A 14,701-nucleotide genomic window follows, 5' to 3' on the forward strand; every position below is an offset into this window, starting at 1 on the left:
ATCGGTCCGGCTTAGGCTGTGCATCGTTCCTTGCACGCGGAGCCCGCCATGCCGACCCCCTCGTCCCATCGCCGCACCCAGCCGCGGCGCGACCGGTTCCAGGACCTCCGCACGCCGGAAGCGCTGGTGGTGTCCGTCCTGCGGCTGTGGACCGAACCGCTGCGCGCCCCCGACGAGCAGCACCCGCGCTGGCAGGATGGGCTGACCGCCGCCGGCCTGTCCAACGACGCCGCGGTGGCCTTCGACACCCTGATGCGGATCGCCATCGCCGCCACCACGCGGGCGCTCGACATCCACCGTCCGCCCTGCCCGGCGCTGGGCAGCGACGAGGCGCTGTTGCTCGACATGCTGCGGTTGGCCCAGCAGGGGCGGCATGGCGAGGCCGGGCTGCTGATGAGCGACTGGCTGCCGCTGGCCGGGGTGCGGATGGCGATGGCACCGCTCTGCATCCTGGCGACCGCCCTCGCCCAGGCCGGGCTGCGCCTGCCCGAGCCTGCCGTCCTGCACCCGGCCGGCCCGATGGACACCGACCGGATGGGCATGGTCCGCCCGACCGCCGACCGCGGCGCCACCCTGCTGCACTAACGCTTTACCGCCGCACCCCGGCGGCGACGCGGTCGGCGAAGGCGGCGACGGCCTCGCTCATCGCGACGACCAGCGCCGCCGGTTCGGCGCTGGCGGCGACGGCGTCCAGCGTGTCACGGTGGGGGACGGGCTTTCCGCCGCCGGTCCCGCCGGCCGGTGCGACGGCCCACTGCACGTCCAGCGTCACCCGGCCGCTGCGATCGGCGTCGAAGCGCAGGACCGTGACGTTCAGCACCGCCGTCCCCTCACCCACCGCCGAGCCGGCGACCGGAAGCACCGTGACGCCCGGCAACCGCGCCGCCAGATCGGCGGCCAGGGTGGAGCGCAACCCGTCGGCCAGCGGTTCGGCCCAACGGTCGAACTCCAGCGCCTCCACCCGGTTGCCGTCGATGCGGCGGACGATCTGCGGCCGGTCGACCAGAATCGGCAAATCCAGCGTGCCGAGCGCCAGCGCCGCCGGGGCCGTCCGCACCGGTGCCGGCGCCGCCGTCCGGGGCGGCACCGTCGCCAGGGTGTAGAGCCGGCTGTCCGGCGTCGACTGGCACGCCGCCAGCACGAGAAGCGGCACCGCCAGCAAGGCCCACCGCCATCCGCGCACCCATCCCATCCCCCGTCCTCCCCCAGCCGTCATGGCGTCTTGCCCCGGAGCAGCGCCTCCGGATGGCGTTCCAGATAGTCGGCCAGCACGCGGAACGAGCGCGCCGCGTCGTTCAACTGCTTCAGCACCCCGGACAGGTCGGCCGTCCCGCCGCCGCCGCCCAGCAGGCCGTCGGCCGATTTCAGCGTGCCCTGCGCCGCCGTCGCCACCCCGCGCAGGCTCTTGACCAGATCGGGCAACTGGCGGTCGGCCTGCCGCAGCAGCGTGTCGGCGCTGCCCAGTGCCTTGGCCAGCGCCGCCAGCGAGCGCGCCAGATCGGGCGAGCCGGCGACCCCGCCCACCGCCTGGATGGTGTGGCGCAGATCGTCCACCAGCCCCTCCAGCGGCAGCCCGGCGACGCTGTCCATCACCGCACCGGCCGAGCGCAGGATCGAATCGAGGTCGGTCGACGGCAGGGTCGGCAGTTCCGACCGCTCGGTGCCCGGCACGATCGCCGGCGGGTTGGGTTCGTAATCGAACGACACCAGCTTCTGGCCGGTCAGCAGGTTGCCCGATGCCAGCCGACCGCGCATCCCCTTGGCGATCTGGGTGGCGATCAGTTGGCGTGCCCGGGCCTCGTCCATCGGCTGGCCGTCGTTGACGGCGTAGGTCCGGGCGACCAGATCGGGTTCGACGTCGATCTCAACGGGAATGTGGATCTCCTGCCGCGCCTCGTCATACTCCAGCCGCACCGCCGCGACATGGCCGACGGTCAGGCCGCGCATCTGCACGGGAGCGCCGGCCTGCAACCCCTGCACCGATCCGGGAAACTCCAGCCGGTAGCGCACCCGCAGCCGGTCGCGCGCCGCCGCGGCCGAGGTCTGGTCCTCGTAGAGCGTGAAGGCGGCCCAATCCCCCGCCTGCGGGCCCGCCTCCGGATCGGGCGGGGTTTCCAGAACCACGCCGCCCAGCGCCAGCGATTTCAGCGATTCCGTCTGGAACTTGAAGCCGTCGGCCCCGGCCGAGATCTGGATCCCGGACGAGCGCCAGAAGCGGGTCCCGTCATGCACCAGCCCCTCGTAGGGTTGGCGGACGAAGATGGCGACCGACACCGTGCGGTCCTGCGGCGACAGGCTGTAGCCCATCACCTCGCCGACCTGGACGCCGCGGAAATAGACAGGTGAGCCCTGGGCCAGCGATCCCAGTTGCTCCGCCTTCAGGGTGAAGCTGCGGCCCGGCACGTCGGCGCGGATCACCGGCGGTTCGTCCAGCCCGTCGAACTCCCGCCGATCGTCGCCGCCGCCGGGCTCCATCTCGACATAGGTGCCCGACACCACGGTGCTCAGTCCCGACACCCCGCCCAGGCTGAGGCGGGGAGCCACCACCCAGAAGCGGGTGCCGTCCTTCAGATGGCGGGCGGCGGTGCGGTCCATGCGGGCGGTCGCCACCACCTGGGTCAGGTCGTCCGACAGCCGCACCGTCTCGATGGTGCCGAGATCGACGTTCTTGTGCTTGATCTTGGTCCGCCCGGCCTCCAGCCCTTCGCCGGACTGGAAGGTGATGACGATCTGCGGCCCGCGCTCCTGCCACCAGTTCCAGCCGAGCCAGCCGGCGATCAACGCCGCCACCAGCGGCAGCGCCCACAGCGGCGACAGCCGGCGGCGCGGCGGCAACACCACCTCGGGGGGATGCCCGGCCGGCGCATCGGCGGTGGGCGCGTTGGGGGCGGACGCATGGTCCGCCCGATTTTCGTCAGACATGCCGCGGCGCCTCTGCCTCGTCGGCGCCGGCCTCGGTGTCGGCCGCGGCGGCGCGGTCCCACATCACCCGCGGGTCGAAGATATGGCTGGCCAGCATGGTCAGGACGACCACGCCGGCAAACGCGATGGCGCCGGGATCGGCGCGGACGGAGGCGACGGCGCCGAACTGCACCAGGGCTGCGAGGATGGCGATCATGAACACGTCGATGTTGGACCAGCGCCCGATGGCGTCGATGATACGGTACAGCCGCGTGCGGGCCTGCAGCCTTGCGGCCGATCCGCGCCACGCGGCCAGGAGGAACCAGCCGAGCCCCGCCAGCTTCAGCACCGGCACGGCGACGCTGGCGACGAAGACCAGCAGGGCCAGCGGCCACAGCCCGGCCTCCGCCAGTTCATGCACGCCGCTCAGGATGGTGCTGGGGGCGCCCTGGCCGAAATTGACCACGGTCATCACCGGCAGCAGGTTGGCCGGTATGTAGAGGATGGCGCCGGCGCTGACCAGCGCCGTGGTGCGGCCCAGGCTGTCCGGTTCGCGCGGGTGCAGCCGGCTGTGGCAGCGGGTGCAGCGCTCCGGCACCGGGCCATGGTCGCCGCCGTGGATGCGCTGGCAGACGGTGCAGGCGACCCAACGCCGCGGCGGCGGGGCGCCCGACACCGGGGCGTGATCGATGGCCTGCCACACCGCGCGGCGGTCCATCGCGACGTCCATCGCGGTGTGGGCCAGCACATAGCCGCCCAGCGCGACGCCGCCGACCAGCACCTCGGCGTTGGCGAAGCCCTTCAGGCGCGAATAGCCGACCAGCAGCCCGAGCAGGAAGACATCCAGCATCGCCCAGGGCCGCAGCGTCTCGGCCCAGGCGAACAGGCGGGCGGTTTCGCGGCGGCGCTTGGTCGGGCGCCCGTCATGCAGGCGCAGCAGGACGCTGATGATCGCCACGACGCGGGCGAACGGCGCCGCCAGCACCAGCAGGCCGACCAGCAGCGACAGCGGCCACATGCCCTGGTCGGCCAGCGTTTCGATGCCGGTGGTGACCAGGCCCGCCCGGTCGTTGCCCTGGATATGGACCGCCATCAGCGGATTGAGCGCCACCAGCAACAACAGGAACGCGCCGGCGATCGCCACCGGCAGCGCGTGCTGCAGCCCGCCCTTGCCGCGCCGGAACAGCACGGCGCCGCAGCGCGTGCATTCCGCCCGCCGGCCCGGCGGCGGCAGGCGGACCCGGTGCAGCCGCCCGCAGTCCGGGCAGGCGATCAGGTCGTCACGCACCTCCGCCGGCCGTTCACGCGACGCCACGCCGTTCAACCCTTCCTTGCCCGACCTTGTCGACATGCACGGCACTCGAACCATCACGACCATGAAACCCGCATTGCAATTGGCTTTTCAAGCCCGAAGCGCAAGCCCTGGCGACGAGAATAGTCGCCCATCCGCCGCATTGCAGCAAAGCCAGGCTCAAGGCCGGATTTCGCGATTGACCCACCCATTATGTACATACATTATCGTTCGTATGTCGGATCGCATCGCGGAGAGCGGGGTGCAGGGATTGGCGCGACAGGGTCTGACCGGACAGGATCGCGGCAGCGGAACCGCTCTCGACGGCAAGGGCCCGCTGTTCGACCAGATCAAGCGCGCGGTCGCCGGCCAGATCCTGCGCGGGCGCTGGCAGGCCGGCGAACGCCTCCCCAACGAGGAGGAACTGTCGTCGCTCTACGGCGTCTCGCGCCAGACCGTGCACAAGGCCATCGCCCTGCTGGCACGGGAGGGGTTCCTGGTCCGCCGCCGCCGCGCCGGCACCTTCGTCGCCACCGGGCGGCGCGACCGCTTCGCCCTGCCGATCGAGGACATCGGCGACGTGGTGGCCCGCGACGGCCGTGTCTATGAATTCCGCATCCGCGAGCGCAAGAGCCTGCGCAACGGCGAGGGCATCCGCTGGCCCGACCTGCCCGACGGCGCGCCGATCCTGACGCTGGAATGCCTGCATTTCAGCGACGGCATGCCGATCCAGCACGAATGGCGGCTGGTCAACCTGGACGCCGTGCCGGAGGTGGCGGACGAGCCGTTCGACAGCATGGCGCCCAGCCGCTGGCTGGTCGACCGGGTGCCGTGGTCCTCGGCCGAGCACACGGTGCGCGCCGTCAACGCCACGGCGGAGATGGCGGCGCTGCTGGGGGTGGAGCCGGGGACGGCCTGCCTGTCGATCCGGCGGCAGACCATGCATCTCAGCCGCCCGATCACGCTGGTGCATTTCCTGTCGGTGGGCGACCGTTTCAGCCTGAGCGGGGCGTCGATCACCGACAGCGCGACCGAGTTGAATATGTAAACACAAAAGGACCGGCGCAGACCGCCGGCCGCAACAGGGGGTTCAACAGAATGGAGAGCACGGTTATGGGTCTGCGAATCAAGACGACGGTCGGCGGCACGATCAAGGCGGCGCTGCTGGGCGCCACGCTGCTGGTGGCCGGTGGCGTCGCCGGCACGGCGATGGCCGACACGCTGGCCGACGTCAAGAAGTCCGGCACGCTGTCGGTCGCCACCGAGATGCAGTTCCCGCCCTTCGACTTCCTGGAAAACAACGAGTACAAGGGCGTCGACCGCGACCTGATCGACGAGGTGGCGAAGGAGCTGGGTGTCAAGGCCAAGTACATCGACCTGCCCTGGACCAGCGTGCTGCCCGGCCTGGAGGCCAAGAAGTTCGATCTGGTCATCGCCCCGGTCACCATCACCAAGGAGCGCATGAAGCGCTACGCCTTCACCGTTCCGATTTCCGAGGCGACCGCGGCGATGATGAAGCGGGCCGACGACAAGACCATCAACAAGCCGGAGGACATCGCCGGCAAGAAGGTCGGCGGCGGCAAGGGCACTTCGCAGCTCGCCCAGGTGAAGGAGTTCGGCCAGACGCTGACCCCGCCGCCGGACGTCAAGGAATACGTCGACAGCAACCAGTCCTACGCCGACCTCGCCGCCGGCCGGGTCGACGCCTCGGTCAACTCGCTGCCCAACCTCGCCTTCGCCGCCGCCCAGCGCAAGGACACCTTCGCGGTTGTGCTGCCGCCCTTCGGCAAGCCCTCCTTCTTCTCGTGGGTCGGCCGTCCGGGCGACGACGACAAGAGCCTGATCGAGGCGGTGAACGCCGCCCTGGTCAAGATCCAGAAGGACGGCCGCCTGGCGACGATCCAGAAGAAGTGGTTCAACGTCTCGCAGGAACTGCCGACCACGGTGCCCGAGCCGCAGCTGTAAGGCTGCCGAGACGCCTCTCCCCCGGTACATCCCCCTCTCCCCCTGGGGAGAGGGTTGGGGTGAGGGGGATGCACGACGTGGGTTTCCAAGGATGCCAAGCGTCGCCATTCCCCGGGGGTTGCCGCATGCACAGTTCTTCAACCATTGGTAAATCATTGGAATTAATGGGTTTTCACGCCATCCCCGCGCAGGCGGGGCTCCAGGAAACTCCGCGGATAAGCCGCTGAGCCGGCTGGCTTCCCGCCTGCGCGGGAATGACGACCGACAAAACCCTTTATTTCCACTATGTCGCCTTGTAGCGCCAACAAGGGCCCATTCATGAAGTTCAGCGTCATCCTCGACGCGCTTCCCTATCTGCTGGGGGCGGCCGTCACGACCGTCTGGGTCTCGCTGCTCGGCGTGCTGCTGGGGCAGGTGATCGGCGTGCTCGTCTGCGTGGCGCGGCAGTCCGGCAACCGGGCGGCGGACATCGCCGGCGGCGTCTATGTTAGCTTTTTCCGCGGCGTGCCGCTGCTGATCCAGTTGCTGCTGATCTACTACATGCTGCCGCTGATCGGCATCGACGTGCCGCCGCTGGTCGCCGCCGTCGGCGCGCTCAGCCTCGCGTCGGGCGCCTACGTGTCGGAGATCTACCGCGGCTCCCTCAACGCCGTTCCGCACGGCCAGTCGGAGGCGGCGCTGGCGCTGGGCTTCCCCACCGCGACCATCTGGACCCGCATCCTGCTGCCGCAGGCCTTCCGCATCTCGGTCCCGGCGCTGGTCAACGAACTGATCCTGCTGCTGAAGGCGTCGTCGCTGATATCCGTCGTCGGGGTGGCGGAGCTGACGCGGACCAGCCAGACCATCTCGGCCAGCAACTACCGCCCGCTCGAGATCTACCTCGCCGCGGGCTGCATCTATCTGGCAATCAACGGTGCGCTGGCCCTGTTCGGCACGCTGCTCGAACGCCGGCTGCAAGAGGGCTGACGGCGATGGACAGCTCCCTGATCGTCCAATACGGCCCCGCGCTGCTGCGCGGCTTCGGCGTCACCATCCTGTGCTGGGCCGCCGGCTGTGCCATCGGGCTGGTGCTGGGCTTCGCGCTGATGCTGCTGCGGCAATTGCCGATCCGGCCGCTGCAGGCGCTGATCCGCGCCTACATCGAGATCATCCGCGGCACGCCCTTCCTGATCCAGCTGTTCCTGCTCTACAGCGGCGGCCCGTCGATCGGCCTGCGGCTGGAGGCGACGACCGCCGGTATCCTCGGCCTCGGCCTCTACGGCAGCGCCTATTTCGCCGAGATCTTCCGCGCCGGCTACCAGTCGGTGCCAAAGGGGCAGGTGGAGGCGGCGCTCAGCCTCGGCATGTCCTACGGCGCCATCCTGCGCCGGGTGATCGTGCCGGGGATGCTGGTCTCCACCCTGCCGGCCATCGTCAACATGATGGCGATCCTGACCAAGGAAACCGTGGTGCTGTCGATCATCACGGTGCCGGAGCTGATGTACGAGATGCAGACCATGGCGGCGGAGACCTTCGCCACCTTCGAGACCATCCTGGGCATGGCGCTGTTCTACTGGCTGCTGGTGGAGGTGGTGTCGCGCCTGGGCCGCCGGCTGGAGGCGCGCGTGACCCGGTTCCTGTCCCATTCGTCGAACGCGAGGGCGTGATGACCGCCGTTTCCGAAGCCGCCGCCCCGCCCGCCGCCGCCGGCGACGCCGTCCCGATGGTGTCGATCCGCGGCGTCGGCAAATCCTTCGGCACCAACGAGGTGCTGCGCGACATCGACCTGACGGTCAACAAGTCGGAGGTGGTCTGCCTGATCGGCCCCAGCGGCTCCGGCAAGAGCACGCTGCTGCGCTGCGTCAACTTCCTGGAGGTCTACGACCGCGGCGACATCCGCATCGAAGGCAAGCTGGTCGGCTACACCGAAGGCACGCCGCGCCGCCGCCAGTCGAACCGCGAGCTGCGGACCCTGCGGCGCAACGTCGGCATGGTGTTCCAGCAGTTCAACCTGTGGCCGCACATGACCGCGCTGGGCAATGTCGCGGAGGCGCTGGTCCAGGTCCGTGGCATGGACAAGGCCGCCGCCGCCGCCCGCGCCCGCCAGATGCTGGACCGTGTCGGGCTGGCGGCGAAGGCCGACGCCTACCCGGCCCGCCTGTCCGGCGGCCAGCAGCAGCGCGTCGCCATCGCCCGCGTCATCGCCATGGAACCCCACCTGATGCTGTTCGACGAGCCGACCTCCGCGCTCGACCCCGAACTGGTGGGCGAGGTGCTGCAGGTGATGCGCGATCTGGCGGCCGACGGCATGACCATGGTGGTCGTCACCCACGAAATGGGCTTCGCCGCCAACGTCGCCGACAAGGTCGCCTTTCTCGACCACGGCCGCATCGCCGCCTTCGGCACACCGCGCGAAGTGTTCCACGAAAGCGCCGAGCCACGGGTGCGGCAGTTCCTGCAGACCTATCACGAGCGGAACAGCTTCTAGGGGAAGGGTTCGGGAGGGGGCGGCCATGCGCGCCGCCCGCAACCTCATCCCTGGCACCCCACGCCCAAACCCGCTAAGAACCTTTCGCGCGCAACAGAATCGCAACGCGAAAGCCCCGCTGCCGTCCATGATCGAACTCCGGTCCGTCACCCACGCCTATGGCGACCGCCCCGTGCTGCACGACCTGTCGTTGCGACTGACGGAACGGCGCATCGCCATCCTCGGCGGCAACGGGTCGGGGAAGAGCACCTTCGCCCGCCTGCTGAACGGCCTGATCGTGCCGACGGCGGGCAGCGTCGCCGTCGACGGGCTGGACACCAGGCGTGACGGCCGCGCGGTCCGCCAGCGGGTCGGTTTCGTCTTCCAGAATCCCGACACCCAGATCGTCTACCCGACGGTGGAGGAAGACCTCGCCTTCGGCCTCAGGGCCCGCCGCCTGCCCAAGGACGAGATCGCCCGCCGGGTGTCGGCGGCGCTGGAGCGCTACGGCCTCGACCGCTACCGCCACCAGCCGGCCCACCAGATGAGCGGCGGCGAGAAGCAGTTGCTCGCCATCGCCGGGGTGCTGGTGCTGGAGCCGGCCCACGTGGTGTTCGACGAACCGACGACCCTGCTCGACCTGCGCAACCGTCGCAAGGTGATCGAGCTGCTGCGCGGGCTGCCGCAGACGGTGATCGTCGTCACCCACGACCTCGACATGGTGAAGGATTTCGACCGGGCGCTGGTGCTGGAGGATGGCCGGATCGTCGCCGACGGCCCGCCGGCCGACGCGGTGCCGGCCTATGTCGCGCGGCTCGGCTGATGCTGGGGCTGTACCTGCACCGGGATTCCGCCATCCACCGCCTGCCGGCGGGGGTGAAGATGGGCGGGCTTCTGCTGCTGACGCTCGTCGTGCTGGCGCTGCCGGGGGGGTGGGGGGCGCTGGCCGCCGGGCTGGCCGGCGCCGGCGTGCTGGTGGCGGCGAAGCTGCCGGCCGGCCGGGTGCTGCGCGAGCTGCGGTCGCCGGTGGTCATGCTGACGCTGCTGTTCGGGTTCCAGGCGCTGCTGGCCGGCACCGGCTGGGAGGACACCGCCATCGCCGTCGCCCGCTTCGCCGCGCTGATCCTGCTGGCGACGCTGGTCACGCTGACCACCCGCGTCATGGACATGGTCGAGCTGTTCGAGCGGCTGTTCGCCCGCCTGCGCCCGCTGGGCGTCAACCCGGCCAAGATGGCGCTGATGCTGGCGCTGACCATCCGCTTCATCCCCCTGCTGGGCGATCAGGTGCGCGAGGTGCGCATGGCCCAGCGCGCGCGGGGCGTCGAACGCAACATAGCCGCCCTGTTCGTTCCGCTGCTGGTCAAGATTCTCACCATGGCCGATGATCTGACCGCCGCGTTGGAGGCGCGCGGCTACGACCCGGCCGATCCCGGACCAGAACCCGGACCACACCGATGACGCTACCCTCCGAAGGAACCGCAAGCATGCTGTCGACCCGCGACCTTGTCCTCTGCGCCCTGTTCGCCGCGCTGCTCGGCGGCCTGGGCATGGCGCCGCCGATCCCGCTGGGCTTCCTGCCGGTGCCGGTCACCGCGCAGACGCTGGGCGTCATGCTGGCCGGCACCATCCTGGGCGCCAAGCGCGGCGGTCTGGCGGCGCTGCTGTTCGTGCTGCTGGTGGCGGCCGGGCTGCCGCTGCTGGCCGGCGGGCGCGGCGGCATCGGCGTGCTGATGGGGCCGACCGGCGGCTTCGTGCTGTCCTGGCCGCTCGGCGCCTTCGTCACCGGCTGGCTGGCCGAGCGGTTCGCCACCGGCGCCAACCCGCTGCGCCTGTTCGCGGTCAGCGTCGCCGGCGGCATCCTGATGGTCTACGCCTGCGGCATTCCGTGGCTGTCGCTGGTCGCCGGCCTGTCGCTGGAGAAGGCGGCCTTCGGCACCCTGGCCTTCGTGCCGGGCGACCTGATCAAGGCCGGCGTCGCCGCCTTCGCCGCCTCCGCCGTCCGCCGCGCCGGCGTGCTGCCGATCCATGCCTGATCGCCCTCTCGGCGGGGACAACCTCGCCCGCCCCTTCGCCCTGGCGGCCCTGCGCACGCCCGACCATCCGGCGCTGGTGTTCGACGGTGCCGCCATCCGCTACGGCGCGCTGCTCGACCGGGTGCGGCGAGCCGGCGCCGGGGTGGCGGCCTTGCGCTCCACCCTGGGCCAAGACGGCCGGCCGCCGCGCGTCGCGCTCAGCCTGGGCAACCGGGCGGAACTGCCGGCGCTGTTCCTCGGCATCGTCGCGGCGGGCGGCGTGGTCGGTCTGCTCGACCCGAAATGGAGCGCCGGGCAGACCGCGGCGGCGCTCGACACGCTGCAGCCGGACCTGCACCTGACGGCGGACAGCGCCGCCGGCTGGATCGCGGCGCAGCCGGCCGGCTGGGACATCCCGGCGGTCGATCCGCGCACGCCCTTCCTGGTCGGATTCACCTCCGGCACCACCGGGCGGCCGAAGGCCTTCATCCGCAACCAGGGTTCCTGGCTCGCCACGCTGGCCGCCAGCCGGGTCGAGTTCGGCATCGGTCCGGACGACATCGTGCTGGTGCCGGGGCCGCTGGTCCATGGCCTCGGCCTGTACGGCGCGGTGGAGGGGCTGTCGGCCGGGGCGACGGTGGAGGTCCAGCCGAAGTTCGACGCGGATGACGCGGCGGCGCGGCTGGCCGGACGCGGCGTCACCACGCTGGTCGTGGTGCCGACGATGCTGGTCGGCATCCTCGACGCCGCCGAGCGTGCCGGGATGCGCTTTCCGGCCCTGCGCCGCGTGGTGTCCTCCGGCGCCAAGCTGGCCCCCGCCGTGCATGACCGGCTGGCGGCGCTGTGCCCCGACGCCGTGGTGCTGGAGTATTACGGCGCGTCGGAGTTGAGCTTCGTCAGCCTGCGCTCCTCGCGCGAGGGGGCGCCCGCCGACAGCGTCGGCCGGCCCTTCCACGGCGTGGACATCAGCCTGCGCGACGACGACGGTCACCCGGTGGAGCGCGGCCGGCCGGGCACCGTCTGGGTGCGCAGCGCCATGCTCAGCGACGGCTACCTCGGTCCGGCCGACGGCAGCGGCTACCGCGAGCGGGACGGCTGGGGCACCGTCGGCGATTACGGCTGGTTTGACGAGTCCGGCTGGCTGCGGCTGGTCGGCCGGGCCGGCGACATGGTCATCACCGGCGGCCTGAACGTCTACCCGGCGGAGGTCGAGGCGGCACTCCGCGCCCATCCCGCCGTGGCGGAGGCGGTGGTGTTCGGCCTGCCCGACCCCTATTGGGGCGACGCGCTGTCGGCGGTGGTGTGGTGGCGTGGGCCGGCCCGCGCCACGCTGGCGGAGCTGCGCGGCTGGTGCCACGGCCGGCTGGAGGGCTACAAGGCGCCGCGCCGTCTGTTCGCGGCGGCCGACATGCCGCTGACCGGCAGCGGCAAGATCGCCCGGGCCGAAGTCCGCGACCGGGCGCGCCACGGCGGGCTGGAGGTGGTCGGATGACCAACCGGGCCATCATCGTCGCCGCACGCCGCACCCCGGTCGGCCGCATCGGCGGAATCTTGCGCGACCTGCCGGTCGAGGACCTCGCCGGCCCGGTCATCCGCGCCGTGCTGGCCGATGCCGGGCTCGACCCGGCGGAGGTCGACGACGTCCTGCTCGGCAACGCGGTCGGCCCCGGCGGCAACGTCGCCCGGCTGTCGGCGTTGGCGGCCGGTCTGCCGGTGTCGGTGCCGGGGGTCACGGTGGACCGGCAGTGCGGCTCCGGGCTGGAGGCGATCAACCTCGCCGCCCGTCTGGTCCAGGCCGGCGCCGGCGACGTCTTCCTGGCCGGTGGGGTGGAGAGCACCAGCACGGCGCCCTGGCGGGTCGCCAAGCCGTCCAGCCTCTACCGCAGCCCAACCTTCTACGACCGCGCCCGCTTCGCCCCCGACGACATCGGCGACCCATCGATGGGCGAGGCGGCGGAGAACGTCGCCGCCGCGTACGGGATCACGCGCGAGCGCCAGGACGCCTACGCCCTGACCAGCCACCGCAAGGCGGTCGCGTCCCAGGCCACCGGCCGCTTCACGCGCGAGATCGTGGCGCTGACCCTGCCCGACGGCCGCCGCGTCGACCGCGACGAGTGCCCGCGTCCCGACACCAGCCTGGAACGCCTGGCCGCGCTGCGCCCGGTGTTCCGGCCGGGAGGCACGGTCACCGCCGGCAACGCCTGCCCGCTCAACGACGGCGCCGCCGTGGTCACGGTGGTGTCGGAGCGCCGGTTCCGGGCGCTCGGCCTGACCCACGGGTTGCTGGTGGTCGACAGCCAGGCGGCCGGCGTCGAACCGGCGCTGCTGGGCACCGGGCCGATCCCGGCGGTGACGAAGCTGCTGGCCCGCCATCCCGGCCTGACCGTCGCCGACATCGGCCAAGTCGAGTTCAACGAGGCGTTCGCCGCCCAGGTGCTGGCCAGCCTCGACGCGCTGGGCATCGACGAAGCCCGCGTCTGCCCCGGCGGCGGCGCGCTGGCGCTCGGCCACCCCTATGGCGCGTCGGGCGCGATCCTGGTGACGCGGCTGTTTTCCGACCTGCTGTTTTCGGTCGGGGACGCGGCGCCCCGCCGCGGCCTCGCGACGCTCGGCATCGGCGGTGGGCTGGGTCTCGCCACACTTCTGGAGCCTTTCGCATGAGCGTCTCGGCCCCGGCCGGCGGCAGTTTCCGCTCCGCCTTCCGGCACCGCGCCTTCGCCCTGTTCTGGTTCGCGCGGGTCTGCTCGATGCTGGCGCTGCAGATGCAGGTGGTGGCGGTCGGCTGGCAGGTCTACGCCATGACCGACAGCCCGCTCGACCTCGGGCTGGTCGGGCTGTTCCAGTTCCTGCCCACCCTGGCGCTGGTGCTGTTCGCCGGCCATGTCGTCGACAACAACGACCGCAAGCGGGTGCTGTTCGGCGCCCTGTCGACGGAGCTGATCGCCATCGCCGCGCTGTTCCTGCTGACCATGGCCGGCTGGTTGTCGCCGACGGCGATCTTCGCCATCGTCGCGCTGATCGGCGCCGCCAAGGCGTTCGAGGGGCCGGCCAACCAGGCGATCCTGTCGGCCACCGTGCCGGTGGAGGATCTGCCCAACGCCGTCGCCTGGCAGTCGTCGGGGGTGCAGGTGGCGCAGATCTCCGGCCCGGCGCTGGGCGGGCTGCTCTACATCGCCGGTCCGGCGGCGGTCTATGGCGTCAGCACAGCGATGCTGGCGCTGTCGGTGGTGCTGATCGCCGCCTGCCGGCCGCGGCCGGTGACGATGACCCGGCGCGCCATGAGCTGGTCGAGCCTGCTGGCCGGCGCCGCCTTCATCCGCAGCCGGCCGGAGATCCTGGGGGCCATTTCGCTCGACCTGTTCGCGGTGCTGCTGGGCGGGGCGACGGCGCTGCTGCCGGTCTACGCCCGCGACGTGCTGCATGTCGGCCCGTGGGGGCTGGGGCTGCTGCGCAGCGCCCCGGCGCTGGGGGCGCTGGCCATGGCGATGATCATCACCCGCTGGGGCGTGCAGCGCCACGCCGGGCGCTGGATGCTGGTGGCGGTCGCCGGGTTCGGCGCCGCCACCATCGCCTTCGGCCTGTCGGCCGACCCGCTGCTGTCCTTCCTGGCCCTGCTGGTGGTCGGCGCCACCGATCAGGTCAGCATGTTCGTGCGCCAGACGCTGATCCAGCTCTCCACCCCCGACACCATGCGCGGGCGGGTCGGCGCCGTCACCTCGTTGTTCATCGGCGCGTCGAACCAGTTGGGCGAATTCGAATCCGGCAGCGTCGCCGCCCTGCTGGGCGCCGTCCCCGCCGTGGTGCTGGGCGGGGTCGGCGCCATCGGGCTGGCCGGGCTGTGGGCGCTGCTGTTCCCGGCGCTGCGCCGGGTGGACCGGCTGCTCGGGCGGTAGGAGGGCTTTGCCCCCTCGCCGGCCGCGTTTTGCCCCCTCCCCAACCCTCCCCCGCTCACGCGGGAGAGGGGGGTAGGTGCAAGAGCGGCGGAGTTCCCTCTCCCGCCACAGGCGGGGGGGGGGTAGGGGGGGGGGGCACCGAACCGGCGCAGAACCGTCACGCGTACCGGATCGCAACCGCCCCCGCCGCCCG

The 14,701-nt window shown here is 71.7% G+C and carries 15 protein-coding genes; 12 read left to right on the plus strand and 3 right to left on the minus strand.

The annotated features are described in order from the left end of the window. The first annotated feature begins 48 nt into the window (after positions 1-48). Positions 49-585 (plus strand): hypothetical protein, encoded by a 537-nt coding sequence (locus tag TSO352_RS10955; RefSeq protein ID WP_109107333.1) that lies wholly within the window; start codon positions 49-51, stop codon positions 583-585. Positions 586-589: 4 nt separating this feature from the next. On the opposite strand, the gene TSO352_RS10960 is transcribed toward TSO352_RS10955, so the two are convergent. Genes TSO352_RS10960 through TSO352_RS10970 form a run of 3 tightly spaced genes read right to left on the minus strand, consistent with a single transcriptional unit; the run spans position 590 to position 4,252 of the window. Continuing rightward, positions 590-1,192, minus strand: a complete 603-nt coding sequence (locus TSO352_RS10960; RefSeq protein ID WP_109107334.1) for a PqiC family protein — start codon at positions 1,190-1,192, stop codon at positions 590-592. Positions 1,193-1,212: 20 nt separating this feature from the next. Then, on the minus strand, positions 1,213-2,922 hold the full coding sequence (locus TSO352_RS10965) for an MlaD family protein (RefSeq protein ID WP_109107335.1): 1,710 nt from the start codon (positions 2,920-2,922) through the stop codon (positions 1,213-1,215). Then, on the minus strand, positions 2,915-4,252 hold the full coding sequence (locus tag TSO352_RS10970; RefSeq protein WP_247872024.1) for a paraquat-inducible protein A: 1,338 nt from the start codon (positions 4,250-4,252) through the stop codon (positions 2,915-2,917). The genes TSO352_RS10965 and TSO352_RS10970 overlap by 8 nt, the downstream gene beginning before the upstream one ends. A gap of 202 nt (positions 4,253-4,454) precedes the next feature. Here TSO352_RS10970 and TSO352_RS10975 point away from each other — a divergent pair, with 202 nt between their 5' ends. The 11 genes from TSO352_RS10975 (at position 4,455) to TSO352_RS11025 (ending at position 14,508) form a co-directional block, all read left to right on the plus strand. Continuing rightward, on the plus strand, positions 4,455-5,240 hold the full coding sequence (locus tag TSO352_RS10975; RefSeq protein ID WP_109107407.1) for a UTRA domain-containing protein: 786 nt from the start codon (positions 4,455-4,457) through the stop codon (positions 5,238-5,240). Between the two features lie 65 nt (positions 5,241-5,305). After that, entirely contained in the window at positions 5,306-6,157 is an 852-nt protein-coding gene (locus TSO352_RS10980) for a transporter substrate-binding domain-containing protein (RefSeq protein ID WP_109107336.1), read from the plus strand. A gap of 318 nt (positions 6,158-6,475) precedes the next feature. Continuing rightward, positions 6,476-7,123, plus strand: a complete 648-nt coding sequence (locus TSO352_RS10985) for an amino acid ABC transporter permease (RefSeq protein ID WP_109107337.1) — start codon at positions 6,476-6,478, stop codon at positions 7,121-7,123. Positions 7,124-7,128: 5 nt separating this feature from the next. Next, the gene (locus TSO352_RS10990) at positions 7,129-7,803 is read left to right on the plus strand and encodes an amino acid ABC transporter permease (protein ID WP_109107338.1); all 675 of its coding nucleotides are present in this window, start codon (positions 7,129-7,131) and stop codon (positions 7,801-7,803) included. Continuing rightward, positions 7,803-8,624, plus strand: coding sequence for an amino acid ABC transporter ATP-binding protein (locus TSO352_RS10995; protein WP_109107339.1), 822 nt, complete (start codon positions 7,803-7,805; stop codon positions 8,622-8,624). Before TSO352_RS10990 ends, TSO352_RS10995 begins: the two co-directional genes overlap by 1 nt. A 127-nt stretch (positions 8,625-8,751) precedes the next feature. Continuing rightward, on the plus strand, positions 8,752-9,426 hold the full coding sequence (locus TSO352_RS11000; RefSeq protein WP_109107340.1) for an ATP-binding cassette domain-containing protein: 675 nt from the start codon (positions 8,752-8,754) through the stop codon (positions 9,424-9,426). Then, a complete protein-coding gene (locus TSO352_RS11005; RefSeq protein ID WP_109107341.1) occupies positions 9,426-10,061 on the plus strand; it encodes an energy-coupling factor transporter transmembrane component T in 636 nt (211 codons plus the stop codon). Before TSO352_RS11000 ends, TSO352_RS11005 begins: the two co-directional genes overlap by 1 nt. Positions 10,062-10,087: 26 nt before the next feature. Beyond that, positions 10,088-10,636 carry a biotin transporter BioY gene (locus TSO352_RS11010; RefSeq protein WP_109107342.1) on the plus strand — a complete coding sequence of 183 codons (549 nt, stop codon included), beginning with the start codon at positions 10,088-10,090 and terminating at the stop codon, positions 10,634-10,636. Then, complete coding sequence (locus TSO352_RS11015) at positions 10,629-12,107, plus strand: AMP-binding protein (RefSeq protein ID WP_109107343.1); 1,479 nt, start codon at positions 10,629-10,631, stop codon at positions 12,105-12,107. The genes TSO352_RS11010 and TSO352_RS11015 overlap by 8 nt, the downstream gene beginning before the upstream one ends. Then, the gene (locus TSO352_RS11020) at positions 12,104-13,276 is read left to right on the plus strand and encodes a thiolase family protein (protein ID WP_109107344.1); all 1,173 of its coding nucleotides are present in this window, start codon (positions 12,104-12,106) and stop codon (positions 13,274-13,276) included. Before TSO352_RS11015 ends, TSO352_RS11020 begins: the two co-directional genes overlap by 4 nt. Further along, the gene (locus TSO352_RS11025) at positions 13,273-14,508 is read left to right on the plus strand and encodes an MFS transporter (protein ID WP_109107345.1); all 1,236 of its coding nucleotides are present in this window, start codon (positions 13,273-13,275) and stop codon (positions 14,506-14,508) included. Before TSO352_RS11020 ends, TSO352_RS11025 begins: the two co-directional genes overlap by 4 nt. The last annotated feature ends 193 nt before the right edge of the window (positions 14,509-14,701 follow it).

The sequence above is a fragment of the Azospirillum sp. TSO35-2 genome (assembly GCF_003116095.1).
GTDB lineage: Bacteria > Pseudomonadota > Alphaproteobacteria > Azospirillales > Azospirillaceae > Azospirillum.